Source organism: Bradyrhizobium vignae (assembly GCF_004114425.1).
GTDB classification, from domain to species: domain Bacteria; phylum Pseudomonadota; class Alphaproteobacteria; order Rhizobiales; family Xanthobacteraceae; genus Bradyrhizobium; species Bradyrhizobium vignae.
In genome coordinates, this window is the sequence record NZ_RDQF01000020.1 from 86936 (window position 1) to 112167 (window position 25232).

Here is a 25232-nt window from a genome sequence, read left to right on the forward strand (position 1 = left end):
CTTCGGGCTGGCCGGTGCCGGCTCGCCTCGGCGCCCGCCGCCCTCGCCCGATCCGGATCGTCGCAACAGCGGTCTGTCTCCGCCCGGTCCGCGCTGTTTCACGTGAAACGCCTATGCGATTGCCTTGGAAGTCTTCCTCGCCTCGCGGCGGAGATAGGCCGCGAGGATGCCGAGCGCGGCCGGCGTCATGCCATCGATCCGGCCGGCTTGGCCGACGGTGAATGGCCGCGCCTTCTCCAGCTTGGCACGGACTTCATTGGAGAGACCGGGGACCAGCTGGTAGTCGACTTCCGACAGCACCATCCCCTCGTCCCGCCGGAAGGCTTCGACGTCGGCGCTCTGGCGCTCCAGGTAGACGTCGTACTTGGCGTCGATCTCGAGGTGGGTGGCGATGATGGGATCGATGGCCGATAGCTCCGGCCAGATCGCACGGACCTGGCTCCAGCCGATATCAGGATAGGCCATCACCTCGAAGGCGGAGCGGCGCTGGCCGTCCCGATTCAGGGACAGCCCGTGCTTGATCGCCTCATTCGGGGTGATCGTCAGTGACTTCGAGAGCGCTCTCGCCGCATTCAGGGCTTCCATCTTGGCGCGATGGTGCTGGGTTCGGGCACTGCCAACGCAACCGAGAGCGATCCCCTTCTCAGTCAGCCGCTGATCGGCATTGTCTGCCCGTAGCGTCAGCCGGTACTCGGCCCTGGAGGTGAACATCCGATAGGGCTCGCTGATCCCGCGGGTGACGAGGTCGTCGATCATCACGCCGAGATAGCCATCCGCCCGGTCGAATACGGTCGGCGCGGCGCCGCTGGCAGAGAGCGCCGCATTCAGGCCGGCGACGATGCCCTGCCCGGCGGCTTCCTCATATCCGGTAGTGCCGTTGATCTGCCCGGCCAGGAACAGCCCCCGCAGACGCTTGGTCTGCAGGGTCGGATCGAGCTCACGGGGGTCGATGTGATCATATTCGATGGCGTAGCCGGGGCGGACCATCTTCACCCGCTCAAGGCCGGGAATGCTCGCGAGGATCGCGAGCTGGACCTCCTCAGGGAGCGAGGTGGAGATGCCGTTGGGATAGACGGTCGTATCGTCGAGCCCCTCCGGCTCCAGGAAGATCTGGTGGCCGTCACGGTCGCCGAAGCGGACGATCTTGTCCTCGATCGAGGGGCAATAGCGGGGACCGGAGCTCTTGATCTGGCCGGAGTACATCGGGGAGCGGTGGACATTGGCCCGGATCACCTCATGGGTCGCGGCCGTGGTCCGGGTGATCCCGCACTGGATCTGCGGGGTCGTGATCCGCTCGGTCAAGACCGAGAACGGCTCCGGGGGCTCGTCGCCAGGCTGCATCTCGACCGCGGACCAGTCGATCGTGGTGCCGTCCAGGCGCGGCGGAGTACCGGTCTTAAGCCGTCCAAGAGTAAAGCCGGCACGCTCGAAGGAGTTGGAAAGACCCATCGCGGGGGCCTCGCCGACGCGTCCGGCGGGCCAGTTTTTCTCGCCGAGGTGGATCAGGCCACGCAGGAAGGTCCCGGTGGTGACGACCACGGCCCCTGCCCGCAGCTCCCGACGGTCCGCCAGGCGGAGCCCGGTCACCCGCCCCTCGACCACGATCAGCTCATCGGCCTCGCCTTCGACGACGGAGAGGCCCTCAGTGTCCCGGATCGCGGCCTGCATGGCAGCCGCGTAGAGCTTGCGGTCCGCCTGGGCCCGCGGTCCCCGGACTGCGGGGCCCTTGCGGCGATTGAGGACGCGAAATTGGATGCCACCGGCATCCGCCACCCGGCCCATCAGACCATCGAGAGCGTCGACTTCGCGAACCAGATGGCCTTTGCCAAGGCCGCCGATGGCCGGATTGCAGGACATCGCGCCAACAGTCGAGAAACGGTGCGTCACCAGCGCCGTCGCCGCCCCCATCCGCGCAGCCGCAGCCGCGGCCTCGCAGCCGGCGTGGCCGCCGCCAATCACGATGACGTCGAAACTCTCTCGCTCTGTTCGCATGGGCGGACTTCTATCCCAGAGCGGAAAAAGCCGGAAGCGGAAACTCGGCGGGCGCGTGTTTCACGTGAAACAACGAGGGCTTGCGGCTGAAAGCGATTTTGCGAAAACAACCCCATGCACAGTAGGAGGCGCCCTGTTCCGCCTCGTGTTTCACGTGAAACGAAATCAAAAGCTCTCTGCCAGGATGGGGATCAAACGCGTACTACTAAGCCACTGCCTCGTTTACTGGAGGTACCGATTAGATGCGAGGCGGTCGCCCCACTCTGGCATTGCGAGCGGGTGAAGCAATCCTCTGCGGAGGCTGTCTGGATTTGCTTCGTCGCAAGGGCTCCTCGCAATGACGAGATTGAGGCGCGGCCGCTGGCTCAAACGTGCATCTCTGCCAGATCGGGCAATAGTGCCTAGAGTGACTTAGCAGGGCCGCAGTTTCACCTGAAACAACCGGAACCCGCAAACAGGGACTGCAGGAACCGTCCCTGTTTCACGTGAAACAACGGAGTGGAACAAGAGCTTCCAATGAAGAACTAGCGCCTACTTTCCGATACAGAACTTCTGGAAAATGGCCCCGAGGACATCCTCGACATCCACCCGGCCGAGCAGCCGGCCTAGGGCATAGGCGGCGGCACGCAGCTCTTCGGCCGCGAGCTCTTCGCCGTCTTCCACAAGCTCCAGACTCCGGCGCAAGCTGTCTGACGCCTGGCGCAACAAATCACGCTGGCGGGCTCGGGTCACCAATGCGCCCTCGGTGGTCCCGAAGAAATTGGCGGCGAATTTCACGAGTGCCTCGACCAGTTCGGGAATGCCGTCACCCCGGCTCGCCGAGATCCCGAACTCGCCTGCCGGCTCTGTTGCCCCGGCTCCGCCAAGGTCGATCTTGTTGCGCACGATCCAGACCGAGCCGCCGGACTCATCACTTCCATCTCCGGACGTCCACAGCGAGGGTCTTGCGTCGGGATCGGCAGCCTGCCCGCCCTCCACCAGCCACAGCACCAAATCGGCGTCCTCGGCTCGCGCCCGCGCCCGACGCACGCCCTCCTGCTCGACGGGATCATCGGTCTCGCGAATGCCGGCGGTGTCAATGACAGTGACGGGATAACCGTCGAGATCGAGCTGCACCTCGATGACGTCGCGCGTAGTCCCGGCATGCGGCGAAACGATCGCGACCTCGCGGCGCGCGAGCTGATTCATCAGCGTCGACTTGCCGACGTTGGGCTCGCCGGCGATCGCAACCACCAGGCCGTCGCGCAGGCGTTCAGAATGTCCTTGTGCGGCAAGGACCTTTGCGATTTCGTCGTGCAGCGCTTTGATCGCTTTCACCGCCGGCGCCCTCAGCGCTGCCGGCACATCGCCTTCATCGGAAAAATCGATACCGGCCTCGATCAGCGCCGAGGCCTCGATGATGCGCTCGCGCCAGTCGCGCGCGCGATCGCCGAGCAGGCCCTGCAATTGGCGCAGCGCCTGACGTCGCTGCCGGTCGGTGTCGGCGTGGATGAGATCGTCGAGGCCCTCGGCCTCGGTCAGGTCGAGCTTGCCATTCTCAAAAGCGCGCCGGGTGAACTCTCCAGGTTCAGCCGCCCGTGTATTCGGAATATTAGAAATCTCCGAAAAGAGCGCCGCCAGCACGGCTCGGCCGCCATGGACGTGAAATTCGGCGATGTCCTCCCCGGTCGCGCTGGCTGGTCCCGGAAACCAGAGCACGACCGCCTCGTCGATCGGCTCGCCCGCACTGTTGCGGAGCAGCCGGCGGCTCGCCTGCCGCGGCGCCGGCAGCTTGCCCGCGAGCGTCGTCAGTACCAGACTGGCCTGCGAGCCCGACACGCGCACCACGGCGATCGCGCTGGGCGCCCGGCCGGATGACAGCGCAAAAATGGTCTGGTCTCGCGGATGCATGGCCTATTTGTCCGGCTCGCGGCGAAAAGGCAAACATCCGTTGTTAGCTGCCGGGCTGCGGGATTTTGCTGCACCGGATCTCACAATGATTAATGTTGCAGTGCAATAAACCCCCAGCAATTTTGCTGCAAAAATGCTCGCGCGCGCGGCGGATAGGCTGGCCAAAATTCAAGTATTACTTTTATATATCAACAGATTAAAAGACGTCCCGAACTCGGGTCGCTAGCCACCATTCATGCTGCACTTCGCTGCAGCAAAGCCGCAACAAAAAGAGCGCCCGAAGGCGCCCTTTGTTCCTTGCTGCACTGCACTCATGTGTTCATGGAGTCGAAGAACTCCGAATTGCTCTTGGTCGAGCGCAGCTTGTCGAGCAGGAAGTCGATGGCGTCCATCGTACCCATCGGATTGAGGATGCGCCGGAGCACGTACATCTTCTTGAGCACCTGCGGATCGGTGATGAGCTCCTCCTTGCGGGTGCCGGAGCGCGAGATATCGATCGCCGGGAAGGTACGCTTGTCCGAGACCTTGCGGTCGAGGATCAGCTCCGAGTTACCGGTGCCCTTGAACTCTTCGAAGATGACTTCGTCCATGCGGCTGCCGGTATCAACCAGCGCGGTCGCGATGATGGTCAGCGAGCCGCCCTCCTCGATATTGCGGGCGGCACCGAAGAAGCGCTTCGGGCGCTGCAACGCGTTGGCGTCGACACCGCCGGTCAGCACCTTGCCGGATGACGGCACGACGGTGTTGTAGGCGCGGCCGAGGCGGGTGATCGAATCGAGCAGGATCACCACGTCGCGGCCATGCTCGACCAGGCGTTTGGCTTTCTCGATCACCATCTCGGCGACCTGGACGTGGCGCACCGCCGGCTCGTCGAAGGTCGAGGACACCACCTCGCCCTTCACCGAGCGCTGCATGTCCGTGACTTCTTCCGGACGCTCGTCGATCAGAAGCACGATCAGATAGCATTCCGGATGATTGTGCGTGATCGAGTGCGCGATGTTCTGCATCAGCACGGTTTTACCGGTGCGCGGCGGCGCGACGATCAAGGCGCGCTGGCCCTTGCCGATCGGCGCAACGATGTCGATCACGCGCGCAGACAGGTCTTTTCGCGTCGGATCGTCGATTTCCATGCGGAAGCGCTGGTTCGGAAACAACGGCGTGAGATTGTCGAAATTGACCTTGTGCTTGGCCTTTTCCGGGTCCTCGAAATTGAGCGTGTTGACCTTCAACAGCGCAAAGTAGCGCTCGCCCTCTTTCGGGCTGCGAATGTGGCCTTCGATGGTGTCACCGGTGCGCAGGCCGAAACGGCGGATCTGCGAGGGCGAAACGTAGATGTCGTCCGGGCCCGGCAGATAATTCGCATCGGGCGAGCGGAGGAAGCCGAAGCCGTCGGAGAGCACCTCGACGACGCCTTCGCCGACGATATCGGTCTCGGCGAGCGAGAGCTGCTTGAGGATGGCGAACAGCAGCTCCTGCTTGCGCATGGTGCTGGCATTCTCGACCCCGTTCTCTTCCGCGAACGAGACGAGCTCGGCCGGGGTTTTCGTCTTGAGGTCCTGGAGTTTGATTTCCCGCATTGGGGTGGTCCTGTGGGGTAACCTGAAAAAGAGGGGGTGCGAGGAGGCTCTGAAATGCGGACGCGAGCAGGTGCAGGTAAGGTCCGCAGGTCTGGCAAGGTGAGTGCCGGTGAGGCTTCAAACCTGATGCGGTGTCCGGCCTCTGGAAAGCTCGGACACAACCACATCCGCCTGCGTTGGGTGGGATGTCGATAATATAGAAAATCGCCCTCCGCTCCGCAAGCCGAAGCGCTGAGCTAATCGTCGGGCCGCTTGCCTAGAACGGCTTCACGATCACCATGATGACGATGAAAATCATCAGGACGGTCGGCACCTCATTGATAATCCGATAGAATTTCTGGCTGCGGGGGCGCCGGTCGGCGGCGAAATCCTTGCACCAGCGGGAAAAAAAGCCGTGGACCGCGGACAGCACCAGCACCAGTGCCAGTTTTACGTGCAGCCAGCCGAACGTGAACCAATGGCCGGACCAGGCCAGATAGAGCCCGGCGAGCCAAGTGACGATCATGGCCGGGTTGATGATCGCCTTGAGCAGCCGACGCTCCATGATCTTGAACGTCTCCGACTGCTTCGAACCGATTTCGGCTTCGCAATGATAAACGAACAGCCGCGGCAGATAGAGCATGCCGGCCATCCAGGAGATGACGGCGATCACGTGCAGCGCCTTGATCCAGAGATAGACGTCTTCGAACATTTTCGCGGTCCGAATTCCTGACCATCTGAGAACGCTGGGGATAGTAAGAACTCATTAAGGTCTTACCCCGCACACATATCCGTCTGCAGTGCCTTCCTCAAATCTAGAATCTTAGATTCTTAAGGTTTGAGTCTTTGTGACCGTGGATTGGACTCACGCAATTCCGTCCGCGAGTTCACGCGCGCTTGTTCACAGCCATCCACATATCCCGGATGGCCTCTGCCGACGTCCGATAAGTCAGTCGTCTTCAAAGGCTTGCGCATTTCTATCGGCAGCTTATCAAGGGGGTTGTTCGCGCAATCCCGTTTCCGTCTCCGCAGGGTGCCGGACTTGTTCTGACGGGCCGCGGTGTGAAGAAAATCGGCACTTGTCCCGCCCCTGGTGTCGCACATCCCTTTCCGAGGGGTTAAGCTCCACAGAAATCCACAAACCGCCCCACCGAAATTCAAAGGGTTTTTGTGCCGACCTCGAACAATTATTTCCATCTGCACCTGGTCTCGGACTCCACGGGTGAGACGCTCATCACCGTGGCGCGCGCGGTCGCGGCCCAATACGCCAACGTGACGCCGGTCGAGCACGTCTATCCGCTGGTGCGCAGCCAGAAGCAGCTCGACCGCGTGCTCGACGAGATCGAGGAAGCGCCGGGAATCGTGCTGTTCACGCTGCTCGAGAAGGATCTGGTCGCGAGACTCGAAGGCAAGTGCAAGGAGATCAACGTTCCGAGCCTGTCGATCATCGGTCCGGTGATGCAGCTGTTCGAAGCCTATCTTGGCGCTGCGACCACAGGCCGCGTCGGCGCTCAGCACGTCCTCAACGCGGAATATTTCAAGCGCATTGACGCCTTGAACTACACGATGATCCATGACGATGGTCAGCATGTCGAGGGTCTCGACGAGGCCGACGTGGTCCTGGTCGGCGTGTCCCGCACCTCGAAGACGCCGACATCGATCTATCTCGCCAATCGCGGCATCCGTACCGCCAACGTGCCGCTGGTTCCGGGCATTCCGGTGCCCTCGCAATTGGAGACGCTGACGCGGCCGCTGGTCGTCAGCCTGCACGCGACGCCGGAACGCCTGATCCAGATCCGCCAGAATCGCCTGCTCTCCATGGGCGCGGAGTCCGGCAGCGACACCTACACCGACAAGCAGTCGGTCACCGAGGAGGTCGCGTTTGCGCGCAAGCTCAGCGCCAAGCATGACTGGCCGCTGCTGGACGTCACGCGCCGTTCGATCGAGGAAACCGCGGCGGCGATCATGAAGCTCTATAGTGATCGCCAACGCAACCGGCCGTCGGAATAGCTTTTGCCATGACACTGTGGCGCGGCACATCCCCGTTGATCCTGGCCTCGCAGAGCAGCGCGCGCAAAATGCTGCTGGCCAATGCCGGGCTCGAATTCGAGGCCGTGACGGCCCATATCGACGAGCGCGGCATTCAGGCCGGCTCGAGACTTTCAAATCCGCGCGAGATCGCCTTGTTGCTGGCGCGAGAAAAGGCCAAGGCCGTTTCGGCGGGTCATCCGGGGAGCTACGTGATTGGGGCCGATCAGACGTTGGCTCTCGGGATGCGGCTCTTCAACAAGCCCGCGGGCCGTCCCCAGGCGATGGCGCAGTTGCGCGATCTCGCCGGCAACGGCCACGAGCTGAATTCGGCGGTGGCCGTGGCGCGTGACGGCAAGATTGTGTTCGAGGACGTTTCGGTCGCTCGCATGACCATGCGAGAGATGACCGACGCCGAGCTTTCGGCCTATCTCGACGCTGCCGGCGATGCCGTCACGACCAGCGTCGGCGCCTATCAGCTCGAAGGGCTTGGCATTCACCTGTTCGAACGGATCGAGGGCGATCATTTCACCATTCTCGGCCTGCCGCTGCTGCCGCTGCTTGCGTTCCTGCGGCGCGAAAGGCTAGTTGCGGTGTGAATGACAGAGATGGCTGGGCGTTGATGCGGATCCTCGGACTGACCGGCTCGATCGGGATGGGCAAATCCACCACTGCGAAGCTGTTCGCGGAGGCCGGTGTTCCCGTCTACGATGCCGACGCTGCCGTGCATCAGCTCTATGAGGGTGAAGCAGCCCCGGCGATCGAGGCGGCCTTCCCCGGCACCACCGTGAACGGCAAGGTCGACCGGCAAAAACTATCGGCGCGCGTCGTGCACGATCCTGCCGCGATCAAGCAGCTCGAGCAGATCGTTCATCCGATGCTTGGCGCCTCCCGGCAGAAATTCTTCGCTGACGCCGAGGCTGCCAAGGCGCCGGTGGTAGTGCTGGACATTCCGCTGCTGTTCGAGACCGGCGGCGAGAAGCGGGTCGACGCCGTCGTCGTGGTCTCGACCTCGCCCGAACTCCAGCGCCAGCGGGTGCTGGAGCGCGGCACGATGGACGAGGCCAAGCTCGACGCCATCATCGCCAAGCAGACGCCGGATGCCGAGAAGCGCAAGCGGGCCGATTTCGTGGTGGATACCTCACACGGACTCGACCCGGTGCGCGACCAAATCAAGCACATCCTGGCCGAGGTCGTTAAGATGCCGCAGCGGCGAGCCTGATTCGCCGTCTCACACGGCTTCTTGACGGCATGCGCGAAATCGTCCTCGACACCGAAACCACCGGCCTCGATCCGCTCCGCGGCGACCGACTGGTCGAAATCGGCTGCGTCGAGATCTTCAATCGCATGCCGACGGGACAGAGCTTTCACGTCTACATCAACCCCGAACGGGACATGCCGGCGGAAGCGTTCGCCGTGCACGGACTATCGTCCGAATTCCTGGCGACCAAGCCATTGTTCCACGAGATCGCCGACGAGTTTCTGGCGTTCATTGGCGATGCGCCGCTGGTGATCCACAACGCTTCGTTCGACATCGGCTTCATCAATGCCGAGCTCGACCGCATCAAGCGCGCCGCGATCCCGCGCGAGCGGCTGGTGGATACGCTGCTGCTGGCGCGTCGCAAGCATCCCGGCGTGTCCAACCGGCTGGACGATCTCTGCTCGCGTTACGCCATCGACAATTCGCACCGCACCAAGCACGGTGCGCTGCTGGACGCCGAGCTGCTGGCTGAGGTCTATGTCGATCTGGTCGGGGCGCGGCAGTCGCAGCTGCTGCTGGCTTCGGACGCCCAGGAGATTCGCGTCAGTGCGGCCGGCGATGCGCCGCGGCGGCAGCGCTTGGAGCCGCTTGCGCCGCGGATTTCGGAGGCCGAGCGCGAGGCCCATCGGGCCTTCATCGCAACGATGGGCGACAAGGCGATCTGGAACGAGTACCTGCCCGCTCCAGCCGCCGTGGCGGCCGCTCAGGCCTGACCAGCTTGACCCTGAGCGGCCATTTGCCGCTCCATGTTCTGGCGATAGAGACCGACGAAGTCGACCGGATCCAGCATCAGCGGCGGGAACCCGCCGTCGCGCACGGCCGTTGCGATGATCTCGCGGGCGAACGGGAACAGCAAACGCGGGCACTCGATCATGACCAGCGGATGAAGGTTCTCCTTGGGCACGTTGGCGATGCGGAACACGCCGGCATAGGCGAGCTCGAACGAGAACATCAGCTTGCTCGCGGCCTCGGCCTTGCCCTCGACCGACAACGTCACCTCGAACTCCTGTTCGCTGAGGTTGTTGGCGCTGACATTGATCTGGATGTTGATCTGCGGCGGTTGGCTCTGCTGCTGCAGCGAGCTCGGCGCGTTCGGATTTTCGAACGAGAGGTCCTTGGTATATTGCGCCAGCACGTTCAGCTGGGGAGCCTGGGCCGCCTCGGGAGGGGTGCCGTTACCGTTGGTCATGAAAGTCTCTCCTTACCCGATTTGGGCTGAATTTCGCGGCGGTTGGCTAACATAGGGCCGCCTCGTTCCACAAGGACGAACGGTCCCGGATCAAGGATTCGGGCCGCGCCCGGAGCTTTGACATTCATCCTGCCTTTTCCGCGAAATTGCGCCTTAAACGATTGAAGATGCGCGATTTCCGGGCAGGATCGGGTTTCCCCTTAAGCATAAAACGCGCTACACTCGGCGCTGTGCCAAAAGGCGCCATTGGCCGGGCAAGATTTCGTGCCTACATCCCGAGGACCTGATGTGGATCCAAAATGGTGATGTAGACTTGCCGCTTCCGCGAGGAACGGTCTACTGGCCGGATTGATTTTCCCGGCAACGACCCCTGAAAAGACCAGAAAGCGAATACGACGTGGACATCTACACCATCATATTCCTGGCGCTGGCAGTCTTCATCTTCCTGAGACTGCGTAGCGTGCTGGGGCAGCGCACCGGCAACGAGCGGCCGCCGTTCGATCGCACCGCCGCCCGCAATGCGCTGGGGGGTGCTCAGGACAACAACGTCGTGACCATGCCGGGCAAGGTGATCGACCAGGCCCCGCTGGCGCCGACGGCCGAGCCGACCGCGCCCTCCGATCGCTGGAAAGGGCTGGCCGAGCCGGGCACTGCGCTGGCGCAGGGGCTCGATGCCATCGTCGAGAAGGATTCCAGCTTCGACCCGCGCCATTTCCTCTCGGGCGCGCGCGGCGCCTACGAGATGATCGTGCTGGCCTTCGCCAATGGCGACCGCCGCGCGCTGCGCGACCTGTTGTCGTCGGAGGTCTATGAGAGCTTCGACGCCGCGATCAGGGAACGCGAGAAGAACGAGCAAAAGACCGAGACGCGCTTCGTCTCGATCGACAAGGCCGAGCTCGTCGGCGCAGAGCTGCGCGACCGCACTGCCCAGCTCACCGTGCGCTTCGTTTCGCAGATGATCTCGGCCACCCGAGACAAGGCCGGCAACATCGTCGATGGCAGTGCCGATACGGTCGCCGACATCACCGACATCTGGACTTTCGCCCGCGACACCTCCTCCCGCGATCCGAACTGGAAGCTGGTTGGCACCGGAAGCGCGAATTAAGCTTTTCCTGAAGACCGGCGCGACGGCGCTTTGCGCAGGTGCCGTCGCGCTGTCGTCGTTTTCGCTCGGCGCAGAGGCGGCGCGGCGCCACCATCGCAGTCAGCACCAGCATCTGTCGCACGTGCCTGCCGCTCCGCCGCGGCCCTTGCCCTATCCGCAGCTCTCCCTGCCGTTCGAAATTCCCGGCGCGCAATATCTGCCGCTGGCCTGGGCGGACGTGAAGGGTTGGGGCGCGGACGATCATCTCGCCGCCTACAAGACCTTCCGTGCCAGCTGCCGATCGATCAATGCGCAGAACGGCGCGGCCGAACCCAAGGCTTTGGGCGCCTCGCTGAGCGAGCCTTGCCGGGTTGCCAAAACGCTCGATCTCACCGACGACGCCAAAGCGAAGACCTTCTTCGAGGAGAATTTCGCACCGCTGCGGATCTCGCGCCTCGGCGAGCCCGATGGTTTCGTCACCGGCTATTACGAGCCGGTGCTGGAGGGATCGCGCACGCAGACCGACGTCTACAACGTGCCGGTCTATCGTCGTCCCTCGAATCTGTTCGTCCGCGGCTACAAGCAGGATTCGATCAGCCTGCCCAACAAAGGCCCGGTCTATCGCAAGATCGGCCGCCGCAAGCTGGTGCCCTATTACGACCGCGGCGAGATCGAGGACGGCAAGATCGCCGGTCGCGGGCTGGAGATCGCCTGGCTGAAGGACCCGACTGATCTGTTGTTCGCCCAGATTCAGGGCTCGGCGCGGATCAAGTTCGAGGACGGCAGCACGGTTCGGCTCAATTACGACGCCTATAACGGCTATCCCTACACGGCCGTCGGTCGCATCCTGATCGAGCGCGGCATCATCCCGAAAGAGGAGATGTCGATGCAGAAGATCAGGGAGTGGATGGCGCAGAACCCCGACGGCGCCAAGGAGCTGCGCCGCCAGAATCGCGCCTACATCTTCTTCCGCGAGGTCAACCTCTCCGACAAGGATGAGGCGGTAGGCGCGCAGGGCATTCCGCTGACCGCGGGACGCTCGATCGCGGTCGACAAATCGCTGCATGTCTACGGCACGCCGTTCTTCATCGAGGGCGAGCTGCCGATCGAATCCGAACGCGCCAAGACGCCGTTCCATCGGCTGATGATCGCGCAGGACACCGGTTCGGCCATTATTGGACCTGCGCGCGCCGATCTGTTTTTCGGTGCTGGCCAGGAGGCAGGCCGTATCTCCGGACGGCTGCGCCACCCCATGCATTTCGTGATGCTGATACCGAAGAGCCTCGATCCCGGCCCGCGCGCCGCGAAGCTGCCGATACCTGACCCCAGGCCCTCGGAGAAGATCGCAAAACTGTTTCCGCAAACCGACCCGGCGACGACGGGCACGCCTGCCGCCGCCGCGGCGCAAGGCAAGAACGAAACGGTTGCCATCGCCGGCCCCGTTCCGCTACCGGTGCCGCGTCCCGCGATCGAGCCTGCCTCCGAACCGCGTCGACCGGTGAAGAATCGTCCTCATCGGCAGCAATGAAACGATCGTCCCGTCCGCCCGTGCTGGAGTCCCGCCCCTCGCCGCGCCGTCGCGCGCTGAGCGAGGAGGAGCGCGAGCTGTGGGATACGGTTGCAAAGCATGTCAAGCCGCTGAGGAAGCATCGCATGGCGAAGGCACAGGCCGCGCCGCGCGCTGAGCCGACACCCGCTGTGCCTGCCATGCGACCCGCGTCATCGCAGCGACCCGTCGCCGCCGCGCCGTCGCCGCGTGTCGCAAAACCGTCCGTGCCGCCCTTGGCGCCGCTCGGCAAGCGCGAGCGGACGAAGCTCTCGCGCGGCCGCAGTGAGATCGAGGCGCGACTCGATCTGCACGGCATGACCCAGACGCGCGCCCATCGCGCGCTGTCCGGTTTCCTGCACCGCGCCCACCAGGACGGCCTGACCTTCGTGCTCGTGATCACCGGCAAGGGCCGCAGCGGCGGCGAGACCGGCGTGCTCCGCCGCCAGGTTCCGGAATGGTTGAGCCTGCCCGAATTCCGCGCCTTCGTCGTCGGCTTCGAGACTGCGCATATCGGCCACGGCGGCGAGGGCGCGCTGTATGTGCGGATCAGGCGGGCGAGAGGTTAGATAGCGAGTCCACACCTCTCCCGCTCGCAAGCGGGAGAGGGAGCGCACCGTCTCCGGAGCTGGCCGATCGTCTCAGAGCTGATCGTCTCAGAACGGCCGGACGATTCCGACGCGCGGGATCAAGGTGATGATCAGCCCCAAGATGTTTGTCCTCTGATGCTCCGCCGGAATCAGCGCAGTCTCGCGCTTGGCCGGCAGCATCTTCACTGCATGCAGGATCAGGAACATGCACACCGCCCAGTTCGAGATCCAGCGCGAATAGTCGAACACCATCACGAACATCACGAGATAAGCGAGGCTGATCCCGATCAACGCTGCGATGATGAGGCGGCGCTGCGTTTCGCTCGCGAGCGCGCCGATCAGGTTCGCAACATAGCGCCAAAGCGGCGTGTGCAGCCAGATCAAGAGTGCGAACACGGGCACGCCGAGGATATTGTGCGGCAGGCGGCCCCAGGTGTCGGCAACCTCCTTCGCCAGCGGCTGGTACCAGATGTAGGCGAATTGCAGCAGGTCGGCGCGCGATGGATCGGCCATCCGGCTCTTCAGATACGCGACGAAATCCGCTTCGGGGATCGGCATCGTTCCCTGGAATTGCGCCGCAAAGAACAATGCGGAGACGGCGGCGAGGGCGACGCTACCGAAAGCAATGTTGGTGCGATTGTAGCCATGGGTCAGGTAGTGCCTGATCACGACGATGGTGATGATCGTCGGCACATACATCAACAGATGAATGTGATGGATCAGCACGAGAATGATCGAGAACAGCGCGGCCGCGGCAACGAACAGCAACGAGCCTGCGGGCATCAGCAGCAGCACGATCGCCAGCGCGCAGCCATAAATGTCGAAATGGCCGAGCGTGTGCATGAAGTTCTTCAGGAAGAACGGCGAGCCTGCGGTGAAGACGAACAGGGGCAGCGTCTTCGCGCTGAAGCCGAACGTCTTCTCGAATAGCTTTGCGTACAGCCCCAGCGTCGCCAGCCACGTCACGCCGCCGAGCGCGAACACCAGCCATACCGGCACCTTGTTCGTGAACAGCGCGACGATCGCCCCGATCAGCGCGCGCTTGATGAAGCCGAAATGGTAGTCGACCAGGAGGTGGATATAGGGGACGTAAGGCGGCAGCTGGATCTTGTGGATGAAGACGCCGACGATGATCGCGGCGTTGATCGCGAGCAGGAGTCGCCAGGGATTTTGCAGGATGCGTACGGTCACGCCGCATCAATAGCGTGACCGGCCCGAATTACAAAATGAACCGGCTCAGATCCGCGTTCTTGGCGAGGTCGCCGATGTGCTTCTGCACGTAATCCGCGTCGAGCCGGATGGTCTCGCCGTTACGGTCGGGGGCGGTGAAGGAGATCTCGTCCAGCACCCGCTCCATCACGGTCTGCAGCCGCCGCGCGCCGATGTTCTCGACGGTGGAATTGACGGCCACCGCAATGTCGGCCAGAGCATCGATGGCGCTGTCGCTGATGTCGAGCGTCACGCCCTCGGTCTGCATCAGCGCGACATATTGCTTGATCAGCGAGGCTTCGGGCTCGGTCAGGATGCGGCGCATGTCGTCGCGGGTCAGGGCCTGCAATTCGACTCGGATCGGCAGGCGGCCCTGCAATTCCGGCAGCAGGTCGGACGGCTTGGCGACGTGGAAGGCGCCCGAGGCGATGAACAGGATGTGGTCGGTCTTGACTGCGCCGTGCTTGGTCGAGACCGTGGTGCCTTCGATCAGCGGCAGGAGATCGCGCTGCACGCCCTCGCGCGAGACGTCGCCGCCGACGCGGCCGTCGCGGGCGCAGATCTTGTCGATCTCGTCGAGGAACACGATGCCGTTGTTCTCGACCGCGCTGATCGCTTCCAGCGTCAGCTGCTCGGTATCCAGGAGCTTGTCGGATTCCTCGTTGACGAGGATCTCGTGCGAACCTTCCACGGTCAGCCGCCGCGTCTTGCTGCGGCCGCCCAGCTTGCCGAAGATGTCGCCGATCGAGATCGCGCCCATCTGCGCGCCCGGCATGCCCGGGATCTCGAACATCGGCATGCCTCCGCCGGACGATTGCGTCTCGATCTCGATTTCCTTGTCGTTGAGCTCGCCGGCGCGCAGCTTCTTGCGGAAGGATTCCCGAGTCGCCGAGCTGGAATTGGCGCCGACCAGCGCGTCGAGCACGCGCTCCTCGGCGGCAAGTTGGGCGCGCGCTTGCACGTCCTTGCGCTTCCTCTCGCGCACCTGCGCGATCGCAACCTCGACGAGATCGCGCACGATCTGCTCGACATCGCGGCCGACATAGCCGACCTCGGTGAATTTCGTGGCTTCCACCTTCAGGAACGGCGCATTGGCGAGCTTGGCGAGCCGCCGCGCGATTTCCGTCTTGCCGACGCCGGTGGGGCCGATCATCAAGATGTTCTTCGGCAGCACCTCTTCGCGCAAGGAGCCTTCGAGCTGTTGCCGGCGCCAGCGGTTGCGCAGCGCGATCGAGACGGCGCGCTTGGCGTCGTCCTGGCCGACGATGAAACGGTCGAGTTCGGAAACGATTTCGCGGGGGGAGAAGTCTGTCATGTCTGATTAGCTAGGGCGGGAGGCGGCCAAGGACAAGCCGCAATTTAGGTCAGATGATCGGCGGGCCGGATTGCCATTGTTTCACGGCCTCGAGCGGATGGATCAGCATCAGGATATTGAGCGTCAGATTGTCACGAATGTGGAGCGCCAGCATGATTTCGAAGGCAAGTCCGAGCAGCACGGTCGCGCTGATGGGCAGCATGCGAGCGGCAAGGAACCCCAGGACCATGGCCAGATTGTCCGAGACCGAATTGACGATGCTGTCGCCATAGTAATCCAGCGAGATCGTGCCCGCGCGGTAGCGCTCGATGATGAAGGGCGAGTTCTCGACGATCTCCCAGGCGCCTTCGATCACCATGGCGATGATCAGCCGCGCCGGCCAGGACAAAGGCAGGAGCGGCAGCCGTGCGAACAGCAGCCAGGTCAAGCCGTAGAACAGGAAGCCGTGCAGCACGTGCGAAAAGCTGTACCAGTCGGCGATCTGCTGCGAATTCTCCGAGCTGTTCACCACGCCGTGCCAGAGCTTGATGGTGCCGCAGGTGCAGATCGGGACCCGCCCCATCGCAAGCAGGATCGAGGCCTGCAGCGCCAGCAGCAACAGCGCGAGGCCGGCCCAGGCGAGCGGTGGGACCGCGACCTTGCTCTCGCTCGCCTGCGCCAGCGTCACGGTTCGCAAACCATCAGCAGTGCCGGACCGTCCGGCGTCGCGACCATGCGGTCGCGGATGAATCCAGCCCTCTCGTAAGCGCGTATCGCGCGCAGGTTCAGCGGGTCCGGATCGGTGACCATGCGGGCCAGACCATGCCGCAGCTGTTCGTCGACGAACTGGCGGATGAACGCCGAGCCGTGGCCGCGTGCGATCATGTTGCCGTCGCCGATGAACAGGTCGATCCCACGCGTGCCCTCCGGTTGCGGCCCGAAGCCTGTATTCCAGGCGGTCAGGCGGTAGCACTGAAGATAGCCGAATGGCCTGTCGCCGGCCAACACGATGAACTGATCCATCGCGGGCTCATCGAGATCGCCGCTGACCAGCGCAAACTGTTCATCCGGATCGCCCCACCATTCCCGCACATGAGCCTCATCCAGCCACCGCCGGATCAGCGGCAGGTCGGCCGCGGTCATCGGATGGAAGGCATAGCTTGGGGTCATCTAGCAACCACGGCGGTGCTGCGCTCCCTCTGCCGCCTGCAAGCGGGAGAGGTTACACCGACTCTGGAGCTCCGCTGTTCGGTCAAAGCCCCTACCCGCTCGCCAGGCTCTCGATGGTCACATTCCGGTTTGTGTAGACGCAGATGTCGGCGGCAATGTCGAGGGAGCGGCGGACGATGGTCTCGGCGTCCTTGTCGGTGTCGAGCAGGGCCCGCGCCGCGGCCAGGGCGTAGTTGCCGCCGGAGCCGATCGCCATCACGCCGGCTTCGGGCTCGAGCACGTCGCCGGTGCCTGTCAGCACCAGCGAGACGTCCTTGTCGGCCACGATCATCATTGCCTCCAGCCGCCGCAGATAGCGGTCGGTGCGCCAGTCCTTGGCGAGCTCCACGGCCGCCCGGGTCAGCTGCCCCGGATATTGCTCGAGCTTGGATTCCAGCCGCTCGAACAGCGTGAAGGCGTCGGCGGTGGCACCGGCGAAGCCGCCGATCACGTCGCCCTTGCCGAGCTTGCGGACCTTCTTGGCGTTGGCCTTGATCACGGTCTGGCCGATCGAGACCTGGCCGTCACCGCCGACCACCACCTTGCCGCCCTTGCGGACTGTCAAAATCGTGGTGCCGTGCCAGTGAGGTGAGCTGTTCTGGGAATCCTGCATGAAATACCTCGTTGTCCGGCCTGATTTAGGCGGTCAGAGCTGAGGGTACAACGGGCCGTTTCGGGCTCAATTTCGCTCACCATAGGCAGAAGTAGAGGCCCGGCCGGCCGTTCCCGCAGTAGCGAAGGTGTCATTTGGCTGTTAATAGACTGGCGTTTTCGGCTCAAAGTTAGAATGGAAACCGCATTTCAATGCGCACCGCGACGATCAAGCGCAAGACCAAGGAAACCGACATCGAGGTCTCCGTGAACCTCGATGGCACCGGCGTGGCCAATATCGCGACCGGCATCGGCTTTTTCGACCATATGCTCGATCTTCTCGCCCGCCATTCCCGCATCGACCTCACGGTCAAGGCCGTGGGCGATCTGCACATTGACTATCACCATACCACCGAAGACACCGGCATCGCACTCGGCCAGGCGGTCAAGCAGGCGCTCGGCAACATGGCGGGTATCACCCGCTATGCCGGCGTGCACATGCCCATGGACGAGACGCTGTCGCGCGTGGTCATCGACATCTCGGGCCGCCCGTTCCTGGTGTTCAAGGCCGACTTCCCCCGCGACAGGATCGGTGAGTTCGACACCGAGCTGGTGCGCGAATGGTTCCAGGCCTTCGCCATCAACGCCGGCGTGACTCTCCACGTCGAGACCCTATATGGCGATAACAGCCACCATATCGCCGAGTCCTGCTTCAAGGGTCTGGCGCGGGCGCTGCGCACCGCCGTTGCGATCGATCCGAAGGCGGCAGGTGAAATCCCCTCCACCAAGGGCTCGCTGGGCGGCTGACATCTCCGTCTCGCGGCGAACGCGAGCCGGCGGTATCACTGAATTTTCGAGAACGGGGGCATCACCATGCCTGTCTACACAGTTCATGCTCCCAGCCCAGGCGGGGCCGATCTGCGCGCGGGGGACAAATTCGTCTTCGTGCGCGACGGCTTCCATTTCTGGGCGATGATCTTCGGCCCGTTCTGGCTGCTGTGGAATCGGCTGTGGCTGGTGCTCATCGGCTGGCTGATTTTCATGGCGGCATTCCATGCAGGCCTCTCCAGCCTGGGTCTCGGCCGGAGCTCGATCTTCTTCGCCGACATCGTCGTCGCGCTGTTGACGGGGCTTGAGGCTTCCAGCCTGCGGCGCTGGACGCTGTCGCGCGGCAAGTGGCGGCAGCTCGACATCGTCGTCGCCGAGGACCGTGACACCGCCGAGCGTCGCTTCTTCGAGCGCTGGAGCCAGAAGCAGCACGGCATCGTCAACGATCAATGGGCCGTCGATCGCGGCGGCCCGCCGCCGACCCGCGGCGTGCCGGGTCAGCAATTCTCGAACCCGCCGCCGCTTCCGGCCGGCGGCATCATTGGATTGTTTCCAGAACCGGGAGGGTCAAGATGAGCGTCGCCATCATCGATTACGGTTCCGGCAATCTGCATTCCGCCGCCAAAGCGTTCGAGCGCGCTGCGCGCAGTCTGGAGAGCCCGCAAAAGGTCTTCGTCACCAGCGATCCGGACCAGGCCTACGAGGCTGACCGCCTGGTGCTCCCAGGCGTCGGCGCCTTCGCTGATTGCCGGCGCGGCCTTGATGCCGTCAACGGCATGGTCGAGGCGATCACCGAAGCGGTGCGCGTCAAGGCGCGGCCGTTCTTCGGCATCTGCGTCGGCATGCAGCTGATGGCGAGCCGCGGCAAGGAGCACGTCATCACCGAGGGCCTGAACTGGATCGGCGGCGACGTCGAGAAGATCACGCCGCGCGATGAAAGCCTGAAGATCCCGCACATGGGCTGGAATACGCTCGAGGTGCTCAGGGAGCATCCGGTGCTGAACAAGCTGCCGCTCGGCCCCAAGGGCCAGCACGCTTATTTCGTGCACTCCTACCACCTCAACGCCGCCAATGAGGCGGACGTGCTCGCGCGCGCCGATTACGGCGGGCCTGTCACCGCGATCGTCGCGAAGGACACCGCCATCGGTACCCAATTCCACCCCGAGAAGAGCCAGCGTTTCGGCCTGGCTCTGATCTCGAACTTCTTGCGATGGAAGCCGTGATCCTCTTTCCCGCGATCGACCTCAAGAACGGCCAATGCGTGCGCCTCGAGCAAGGCGACATGGCGCGCGCGACCGTTTTCAATCTCAATCCCGCAGCCCAGGCGCAGAGCTTTGCCGAGCAGGGTTTTGAATATCTCCACGTCGTCGACCTCGATGGGGCGTTCGCCGGCAAGCCGGTGAATGCTGAGGCCGTCGTGGCGATGCTGAGGACGATCAAGATCCCGGTGCAGCTCGGCGGCGGCATCCGCGATCTCGCCACCGTCGAGGCTTGGCTCGACAAGGGCATCAGCCGCGTCATCATCGGCACCGCCGCGGTGCGCGATCCCGAGCTGGTGAAGTCAGCGGCGAAGAAATTCCCCGGCCGCGTGGCCGTGGGCCTCGATGCCCGCGACGGCAAGGTCGCGGTCGAAGGCTGGGCCGAGACCTCGCAGGTGACCGTGCTGGAGATCGCCAAGCGCTTCGAGGATGCCGGCGTTGCTGCGATCATCTTCACCGACATCGCGCGCGACGGCCTGCTCAAGGGCCTGAACCTCGACGCGACCATCGCGCTGGCCGATGCCATCTCGATCCCTGTGATCGCCTCCGGCGGTCTCGCCTCGATCGAGGACGTCAAGGCGATGCTGACGCCGCGTGCGAGAAAGCTCGCCGGGGCGATCGCGGGCCGTGCGCTCTATGACGGCCGGCTCGATCCCGCCGCCGCCCTCACCTTGATCCGCAATGCGCGCGCGTAGGAGCTGACCCATGTTCAAGGTGCGCGTGATCCCCTGCCTCGACGTCAAGGATGGCCGCGTCGTCAAGGGTGTCAACTTCGTCGATCTGCGCGATGCCGGCGATCCCGTCGAGGCCGCGATCGCCTATGATGCCGCCGGCGCCGACGAGCTGACCTTCCTCGACATCACCGCGACCCATGAGAACCGCGGCATCATGCTGGACGTGGTCCGGCGCACGGCGGAGGCCTGCTTCATGCCTGTCACCGTCGGTGGCGGGGTGCGCGAGGTGAACGACATCAAGACGCTGCTGCGCGCCGGCGCCGACAAGGTCTCGATCAACAGCGCCGCGGTGGCGCGGCGGGAGTTCGTCAAGGAAGCCGCCGAAAAATTCGGCGAACAGTGTGTGGTGGTTGCGATCGATGCCAAGCGCGTCAAGCGCCCTGGTGGCGACCGCTGGGAGATCTTCACCCATGGCGGCCGCAACTCCACCGGTATCGATGCCATCGAATATGCCCAGGAAGTGGTCGCGCTCGGCGCCGGTGAAATCCTGCTCACCTCGATGGACCGCGACGGCACCAGGCAAGGTTTCGACATTCCGCTGACCCGCGCTATCGCCGACAGCGTTCCCGTTCCCGTGATCGCCTCGGGTGGCGTCGGCAATCTCGACCATCTCGTCGACGGCATCCGCGACGGGCACGCCACGGCTGTGCTGGCCGCCTCGATCTTCCACTTCGGGGAATTCACCATTCGCGAAGCCAAGGAGCACATGGCGCGGCGTGGGCTGCCGATGCGCCTGGATGCCTGACGACTCCGGTTCATAACAATGCTACATTGGCGGACGGGAATGGCCGCCGTGGCCAAATGTATTGCCAAGCGTGTTTCCGAGTAAGTCCGATGCCGCGTTTCACGATCCATGATCTGGCCGAGACCATCGACGCCCGCGCGGCTTCCGGGGGCGAGGCCTCCTATACCCGCAAGCTCCTCGACAAGGGCGCCGAGCATTGCGCCAAGAAGTTCGGTGAGGAAGCAGTCGAAACCGTAATCGCTGCAGTCGAAAACGATCGCGCGCATCTGATCGCCGAGAGTGCCGACCTGCTCTATCATTTCCTTGTCTTGCTCAAGGCCCGCGGCGTAAAGCTGGAGGAGGTCGAAGCCGCGCTGGACAAGCGGACGAACATGTCAGGGTTGGAAGAGAAGGCGTCGCGCAAGGGCGGCTAGACAAGGGCGAATAGATCGCAACGGGAAGACGACGTCATGGATATCCGCGCACCCGAGCAGCAGTATAATCCGTACCGCGTCTATACGCGCGAGCAGTGGGCGCGCCTGCGGGACGATACGCCGATGACGCTGGAGCCGGGCGAGTTCGACCGGCTGCGCTCGCTGCACGATCGCCTCGACCTGCAGGAGGTCGAGGACATTTATCTTCCGCTGTCGCGCCTCTTGTCGATCTACGTCGATGCGACGCAGCGGCTGTATTACGCGGAGCGCCAGTTCCTCAACATCAGGGATCGCAAGGTGCCCTATATCATCGGCGTCGCCGGCTCGGTGGCGGTCGGGAAATCCACCACGGCACGCGTGCTCCAGGCGCTGCTGGCGCGCTGGTCGCCGCGGCCGAAAGTCGAGCTGATCACCACTGACGGATTTCTCTATCCCAACGCGGTGCTCGAGCGGCACGGCATGATGCAGAAGAAAGGTTTTCCGGAGAGCTACGATCTGCCGCTGCTGCTCAGCTTCCTCTCCGACATCAAGGCCGGCCGTCGCCATGTGCGCGCGCCGGTCTATTCGCATCTGACCTACGATATCGTGCCGAACCAGTGGGCCGAGATCGACCAGCCCGACATCCTGATCGTCGAGGGCGTCAACGTGCTGCAAACCGGCAAGCTGCCGCGCGACGGCAAGGCGGTGCCCGTCGTTTCCGACTTCTTCGATTTCTCGGTCTACATCGACGCCGAGGAAGCGGCGCTGCGGCAATGGTACATCAAGCGCTTCCTGGCCTTGCGCGACACCGCATTCACCGATCCAAAATCCTACTTCAACCGCTACGCGCTGCTGTCGGATGAGGAAGCCACCGCCACTGCGATTGCGATCTGGGAACGCACCAACCTCGCCAATCTCGAGGACAACATCCTGCCAACCCGCCCCCGCGCGACGCTGATCCTCAAGAAGGGCGCCGACCACACGGTGGAGAGCGTGGCGCTGCGGCGGCTGTAATCGCGCCGGTGAGCGTCGCCTTAGGCGAATTTAGAAGCTGAGGGTCTTTTGTTGCAGACCAACGAGGGGTATTGGGTCATGGCCTTCGAAAACGCGAGGGCACACCATGGTTGATCGTCTCAGAAGCGCTGCGGAGCAGCTGGAAGCACCGATCTGTCCGGACTGCCATATCGAGATGAAGTGGTTCCGCTCGGAACTGCTCGCAGACGAGCCGACCCCGATCATCGCGCATCTCTTCTTGTGCCCGCATTGCAAGCGCGCGGCTCAGGCGGACACCGTTTTCAAGAGCACCCAAGCGCCGCCGGGCAAGCGCGCGGCGCCGCGTTTTCTTGCTCGTGCCGAAGAGTGGATCGTCCCGCCAGTCGGCCCGAAGGTCCGCTCTGCCCCCGACCTGCCCCGCGCCATCGCTGGTGCGAGCCAGGGACGCGCGGCTCAAGCGCGTTCATGCGCAAATCCTCTATTGCAGATGCCCCGAGGATGGTGATGCGCAGCGCGATCGACTTCAATTGCCAATTGCCTATTGCCGGCTGAACTCAGGTTCTCGTGAGGTTAGGGACGGCCAGATGTCGGGATGCGGCCAACCCGGCCAGCGCCTCTTCCAGTTTCTCGCGGTCGAGCGGCTTGATCAGAAACCCGTTCATGCCCGCCTCGAAGCAGGCATAGCGATCTTCCACCAGCGCGTTGGCGGTGAGCGCCAGGATCGGCGTGTGGTGGCTGCCGCTGGCCGCCTCATGTGCGCGGATGCGCTTGGTCGCTTCGATGCCGTCGAGCTGCGGCATCTGGATGTCCATCAGCACGAGATCGTAGGGCGTGCCGGCGGATGAGGCAGCGAGCCAGGATTCCAGCGCGGCCTCGCCGTGGACGGCGATGACGACGCGGTGGCCGAGTTTCGTCAGCAGCGAGCGCATCAACAGCGCGTTGATCTCATTGTCTTCGGCGACGAGGATCGAGAGGCCTTTCGATGGTGCTGTGCCGGCGGATGCAGCCGGCGGCTCCGGCGCGAGATCGGGGGAAGCGACCTCCGGCGTCAGGGCGAGGCGTGCGGCGAGCGAGGCCGCGCGCAGCGGCTTCACCAGAAAGCCGGTGAAGGCCGGCGACAGCTTCTCGTGGCGCGAGCTCGACGTCAGCAGCACGAGGCGCTGCAATGCATGCGCGCGGGCTGCGTCACCGAGATGGTCGGCGACGGCGGGACCGATCGCGCGATCGATCAGCACCGCGTGCCACGAGCGTTCCGGCAGCAATGCTTCGGCGACGGCCGCGTCGGCAACCATGCAGGTCTGGCCGCCCCAGCGCTCGAGGCGCCGCGCGATCAACGAGGCTTCGATGCCGTCGGCGACGAGGAGCATCGACTTGCCGGTGAGATCGGGGCTCGGAAATTGCGTCTGTCCGGCGCCGGCTTGCGACGGCGGAAGCGGCACCGCGACCTCGAAGGTCGAGCCCTTGCCCGGCTCGCTCGTGAGCGTGATCCGGCCGTCCATGCGCTTGACGATTCGCTCGCTGATGGCAAGGCCGAGCCCGGTGCCGCCATAGGTGCGGGCGACGCGCTCGTCGGCCTGCTCGAACTCGCGGAAGATGCGCTGCTGTGCTTCGGCGGCAATGCCGATGCCGGTATCGCGGACCAGGAAGCTGATCTCGTTCGGCCAGATGCCGGGCTCGACGATCAGCGCGACGCCGCCCTTGCTTGTGAACTTGATGGCGTTGCCGGCGAGGTTCAGCAGCACCTGGCGCAGCCGTGCGGCGTCGCCGACCACCTCGAGCGGCAAGCGCTCGTCGACATAGGCGGCGATCTCGAGCGCCTTCGCCTGCGCGCGCGGCGCGAGCAGCTCGGTGATCTCCTCGACCAGGGTCGAGAGCGCGAAGGGACGCTGATCGAGATCGAGCTTGCCGGCCTCGATCTTGGAATAGTCGAGCAGCTCCTCGATCAGCGCCATCAAGGCTTCGCCCGAGGTCTTCACCGCCCTGGCATAGGTCGCCTGCTCCGGCGTCAGCGTGGTGTCGAGCAGGAGGCCGCCCATGCCGATGATGCCGTTCAGCGGCGTGCGGATCTCGTGCGAGGCCATCGCGAGGAAGCGCGATTTGGCGCGGTTGGCGGCATCGGCCTGGTCACGCGCGTCGGAGAGGGCGCGTTCGGTCTCAGTGCGATCGGTGACGTCGCGGCCCACGCTCTGCAATTCGGCGGGTTGTCCGGCGTCGACGCGGACATAGCCCTCGCGCCAGGCGATCCAGCGCGCGCCAATCGGGGTTGCAATCTTCTGGTCGTGGATGCGCGTGCCGTTGCTCTCGCGGGCGCTTTCGCCCTGCTCCAGCACGTCGAAGTCGAAGCGCGTGCCGACCAGCGCGCTGCGCGTCTGTCCTGCGAGTGCGCAATAGGCCTCGTTGGCAAAGGTGATGCGGCCGCTCGTGTCGCGCAGCACGATGAGGTCGCCCTGCTGCTCGAACAGGCTGCGGGCGCGTTCTTCCGATTCCTTCAGCTCCCAATTGCGGTCGATCAGCGCTTCGTTGTGGGCTGCGAGCGTCCGCAGCCGCTTGTTGACGAAACGCAGGCGCATGCTCAGCGTCGCAAGGCCGAGGCAGGCGAGCGCGAACAGGAAGCTCGCACCGATCGCAAAGGCGTGCGGATCGTAGCCGGAATTCTCGGCCCGGCTGCCGGTCACGAAACCATAGGCGCCGCCGAAGGTCGCCGAGAAAATCATGAAGGAGCGGATTGCGAAGGCGACCCTGGGATGCTGCCGCCTGAAGCGGCGCATGCGCACCTTGATCCGGAACGTCCGACCCATCGCCTCCGACCCTTGCCTGAAACCCCGCTGCCGCGAGCGACGAT

The 25232-nt window shown here is 64.0% G+C and carries 26 protein-coding genes; 15 read left to right on the forward strand and 11 right to left on the reverse strand.

Features of this window, described 5'->3' with window-relative positions:
- Nucleotides 1-111: 111 nt before the first annotated feature.
- The 4 genes from mnmG to hemJ all read right to left on the reverse strand — a co-directional run bounded on the left by mnmG (nucleotide 112) and on the right by hemJ (nucleotide 6150).
- The gene (gene mnmG, locus EAV90_RS19035) at nucleotides 112-1992 is read right to left on the reverse strand and encodes a tRNA uridine-5-carboxymethylaminomethyl(34) synthesis enzyme MnmG (protein ID WP_129144350.1); all 1881 of its coding nucleotides are present in this window, start codon (nucleotides 1990-1992) and stop codon (nucleotides 112-114) included.
- 531 nt (nucleotides 1993-2523) lie between these two features.
- Nucleotides 2524-3882 carry a tRNA uridine-5-carboxymethylaminomethyl(34) synthesis GTPase MnmE gene (gene mnmE / locus EAV90_RS19040; RefSeq protein WP_129144351.1) on the reverse strand — a complete coding sequence of 453 codons (1359 nt, stop codon included), beginning with the start codon at nucleotides 3880-3882 and terminating at the stop codon, nucleotides 2524-2526.
- Between the two features lie 311 nt (nucleotides 3883-4193).
- A complete protein-coding gene (gene rho / locus EAV90_RS19045; RefSeq protein ID WP_122400261.1) occupies nucleotides 4194-5459 on the reverse strand; it encodes a transcription termination factor Rho in 1266 nt (421 codons plus the stop codon).
- 256 nt (nucleotides 5460-5715) lie between these two features.
- Nucleotides 5716-6150, reverse strand: a complete 435-nt coding sequence (hemJ, locus tag EAV90_RS19050) for a protoporphyrinogen oxidase HemJ (RefSeq protein WP_129144352.1) — start codon at nucleotides 6148-6150, stop codon at nucleotides 5716-5718.
- Nucleotides 6151-6608: 458 nt separating this feature from the next.
- Here hemJ and EAV90_RS19060 point away from each other — a divergent pair, with 458 nt between their 5' ends.
- From EAV90_RS19060 to dnaQ, 4 genes are read left to right on the forward strand one after another with little or no spacing between them, the layout of a single operon-like run.
- Complete coding sequence (locus EAV90_RS19060; RefSeq protein ID WP_122400259.1) at nucleotides 6609-7448, forward strand: pyruvate, water dikinase regulatory protein; 840 nt, start codon at nucleotides 6609-6611, stop codon at nucleotides 7446-7448.
- 8 nt (nucleotides 7449-7456) lie between these two features.
- Nucleotides 7457-8065, forward strand: a complete 609-nt coding sequence (locus EAV90_RS19065; protein ID WP_129144353.1) for a Maf family nucleotide pyrophosphatase — start codon at nucleotides 7457-7459, stop codon at nucleotides 8063-8065.
- Between the two features lie 23 nt (nucleotides 8066-8088).
- Entirely contained in the window at nucleotides 8089-8688 is a 600-nt protein-coding gene (coaE, locus tag EAV90_RS19070) for a dephospho-CoA kinase (RefSeq protein WP_122400257.1), read from the forward strand.
- Complete coding sequence (gene dnaQ / locus EAV90_RS19075) at nucleotides 8688-9440, forward strand: DNA polymerase III subunit epsilon (RefSeq protein ID WP_283809979.1); 753 nt, start codon at nucleotides 8688-8690, stop codon at nucleotides 9438-9440. Before coaE ends, dnaQ begins: the two co-directional genes overlap by 1 nt.
- Here dnaQ and secB read toward each other — a convergent pair.
- The gene (gene secB / locus EAV90_RS19080) at nucleotides 9431-9916 is read right to left on the reverse strand and encodes a protein-export chaperone SecB (protein ID WP_122400255.1); all 486 of its coding nucleotides are present in this window, start codon (nucleotides 9914-9916) and stop codon (nucleotides 9431-9433) included. The two genes, dnaQ and secB, sit on opposite strands and share 10 nt — an antisense overlap.
- Nucleotides 9917-10313: 397 nt before the next feature.
- On the opposite strand from secB, the gene EAV90_RS19085 reads away from it, so the two are divergent.
- The 3 genes from EAV90_RS19085 to EAV90_RS19095 are packed head-to-tail and all read left to right on the forward strand — an operon-like array spanning nucleotide 10314 to nucleotide 13115.
- Nucleotides 10314-11021, forward strand: a complete 708-nt coding sequence (locus tag EAV90_RS19085) for a Tim44/TimA family putative adaptor protein (protein ID WP_122400254.1) — start codon at nucleotides 10314-10316, stop codon at nucleotides 11019-11021.
- Entirely contained in the window at nucleotides 10999-12528 is a 1530-nt protein-coding gene (gene mltA, locus EAV90_RS19090) for a murein transglycosylase A (protein WP_164937014.1), read from the forward strand. Before EAV90_RS19085 ends, mltA begins: the two co-directional genes overlap by 23 nt.
- Nucleotides 12525-13115, forward strand: coding sequence for a Smr/MutS family protein (locus tag EAV90_RS19095; protein WP_129144354.1), 591 nt, complete (start codon nucleotides 12525-12527; stop codon nucleotides 13113-13115). The genes mltA and EAV90_RS19095 overlap by 4 nt, the downstream gene beginning before the upstream one ends.
- Before the next feature lie 87 nt (nucleotides 13116-13202).
- Here the strand turns inward: EAV90_RS19095 and EAV90_RS19100 are convergent, their stop codons facing one another.
- From EAV90_RS19100 to hslV, 5 genes are all read right to left on the reverse strand, one after another.
- Nucleotides 13203-14327, reverse strand: a complete 1125-nt coding sequence (locus tag EAV90_RS19100) for a hypothetical protein (RefSeq protein WP_122400252.1) — start codon at nucleotides 14325-14327, stop codon at nucleotides 13203-13205.
- A 28-nt stretch (nucleotides 14328-14355) separates the two neighbouring features.
- Nucleotides 14356-15660, reverse strand: a complete 1305-nt coding sequence (gene hslU / locus EAV90_RS19105; RefSeq protein WP_122400251.1) for an ATP-dependent protease ATPase subunit HslU — start codon at nucleotides 15658-15660, stop codon at nucleotides 14356-14358.
- A gap of 49 nt (nucleotides 15661-15709) precedes the next feature.
- Complete coding sequence (locus tag EAV90_RS19110; protein WP_129144355.1) at nucleotides 15710-16327, reverse strand: DUF2585 domain-containing protein; 618 nt, start codon at nucleotides 16325-16327, stop codon at nucleotides 15710-15712.
- Complete coding sequence (locus EAV90_RS19115; RefSeq protein WP_129144356.1) at nucleotides 16324-16809, reverse strand: GNAT family N-acetyltransferase; 486 nt, start codon at nucleotides 16807-16809, stop codon at nucleotides 16324-16326. Before EAV90_RS19115 ends, EAV90_RS19110 begins: the two co-directional genes overlap by 4 nt.
- A 91-nt stretch (nucleotides 16810-16900) precedes the next feature.
- Nucleotides 16901-17461, reverse strand: coding sequence for an ATP-dependent protease subunit HslV (gene hslV, locus EAV90_RS19120; protein ID WP_122400248.1), 561 nt, complete (start codon nucleotides 17459-17461; stop codon nucleotides 16901-16903).
- A 191-nt stretch (nucleotides 17462-17652) separates the two neighbouring features.
- Between hslV and hisB the strand changes: the two genes are divergently transcribed.
- From hisB to EAV90_RS40660, 8 genes are all read left to right on the forward strand, one after another.
- Nucleotides 17653-18246, forward strand: coding sequence for an imidazoleglycerol-phosphate dehydratase HisB (gene hisB, locus EAV90_RS19125; RefSeq protein WP_129144357.1), 594 nt, complete (start codon nucleotides 17653-17655; stop codon nucleotides 18244-18246).
- Between the two features lie 66 nt (nucleotides 18247-18312).
- Nucleotides 18313-18843 carry a DUF2628 domain-containing protein gene (locus EAV90_RS19130; RefSeq protein WP_129144358.1) on the forward strand — a complete coding sequence of 177 codons (531 nt, stop codon included), beginning with the start codon at nucleotides 18313-18315 and terminating at the stop codon, nucleotides 18841-18843.
- Nucleotides 18840-19490 carry an imidazole glycerol phosphate synthase subunit HisH gene (hisH, locus tag EAV90_RS19135; RefSeq protein ID WP_122400246.1) on the forward strand — a complete coding sequence of 217 codons (651 nt, stop codon included), beginning with the start codon at nucleotides 18840-18842 and terminating at the stop codon, nucleotides 19488-19490. Before EAV90_RS19130 ends, hisH begins: the two co-directional genes overlap by 4 nt.
- Entirely contained in the window at nucleotides 19487-20221 is a 735-nt protein-coding gene (gene hisA, locus EAV90_RS19140) for a 1-(5-phosphoribosyl)-5-[(5-phosphoribosylamino)methylideneamino]imidazole-4-carboxamide isomerase (protein ID WP_122406307.1), read from the forward strand. The genes hisH and hisA overlap by 4 nt, the downstream gene beginning before the upstream one ends.
- Nucleotides 20222-20231: 10 nt before the next feature.
- A complete protein-coding gene (gene hisF, locus EAV90_RS19145; protein ID WP_100233257.1) occupies nucleotides 20232-21005 on the forward strand; it encodes an imidazole glycerol phosphate synthase subunit HisF in 774 nt (257 codons plus the stop codon).
- 89 nt (nucleotides 21006-21094) lie between these two features.
- Nucleotides 21095-21418 (forward strand): phosphoribosyl-ATP diphosphatase, encoded by a 324-nt coding sequence (locus tag EAV90_RS19150; RefSeq protein ID WP_027577145.1) that lies wholly within the window; start codon nucleotides 21095-21097, stop codon nucleotides 21416-21418.
- Nucleotides 21419-21454: 36 nt separating this feature from the next.
- Entirely contained in the window at nucleotides 21455-22411 is a 957-nt protein-coding gene (gene coaA / locus EAV90_RS19155; protein ID WP_122400244.1) for a type I pantothenate kinase, read from the forward strand.
- Nucleotides 22412-22517: 106 nt separating this feature from the next.
- The gene (locus tag EAV90_RS40660) at nucleotides 22518-22895 is read left to right on the forward strand and encodes a cupin domain-containing protein (RefSeq protein ID WP_245162748.1); all 378 of its coding nucleotides are present in this window, start codon (nucleotides 22518-22520) and stop codon (nucleotides 22893-22895) included.
- 49 nt (nucleotides 22896-22944) lie between these two features.
- Here the strand turns inward: EAV90_RS40660 and EAV90_RS19165 are convergent, their stop codons facing one another.
- Nucleotides 22945-25188 carry a PAS domain-containing hybrid sensor histidine kinase/response regulator gene (locus tag EAV90_RS19165; protein WP_129144359.1) on the reverse strand — a complete coding sequence of 748 codons (2244 nt, stop codon included), beginning with the start codon at nucleotides 25186-25188 and terminating at the stop codon, nucleotides 22945-22947.
- Nucleotides 25189-25232: the final 44 nt, after the last annotated feature.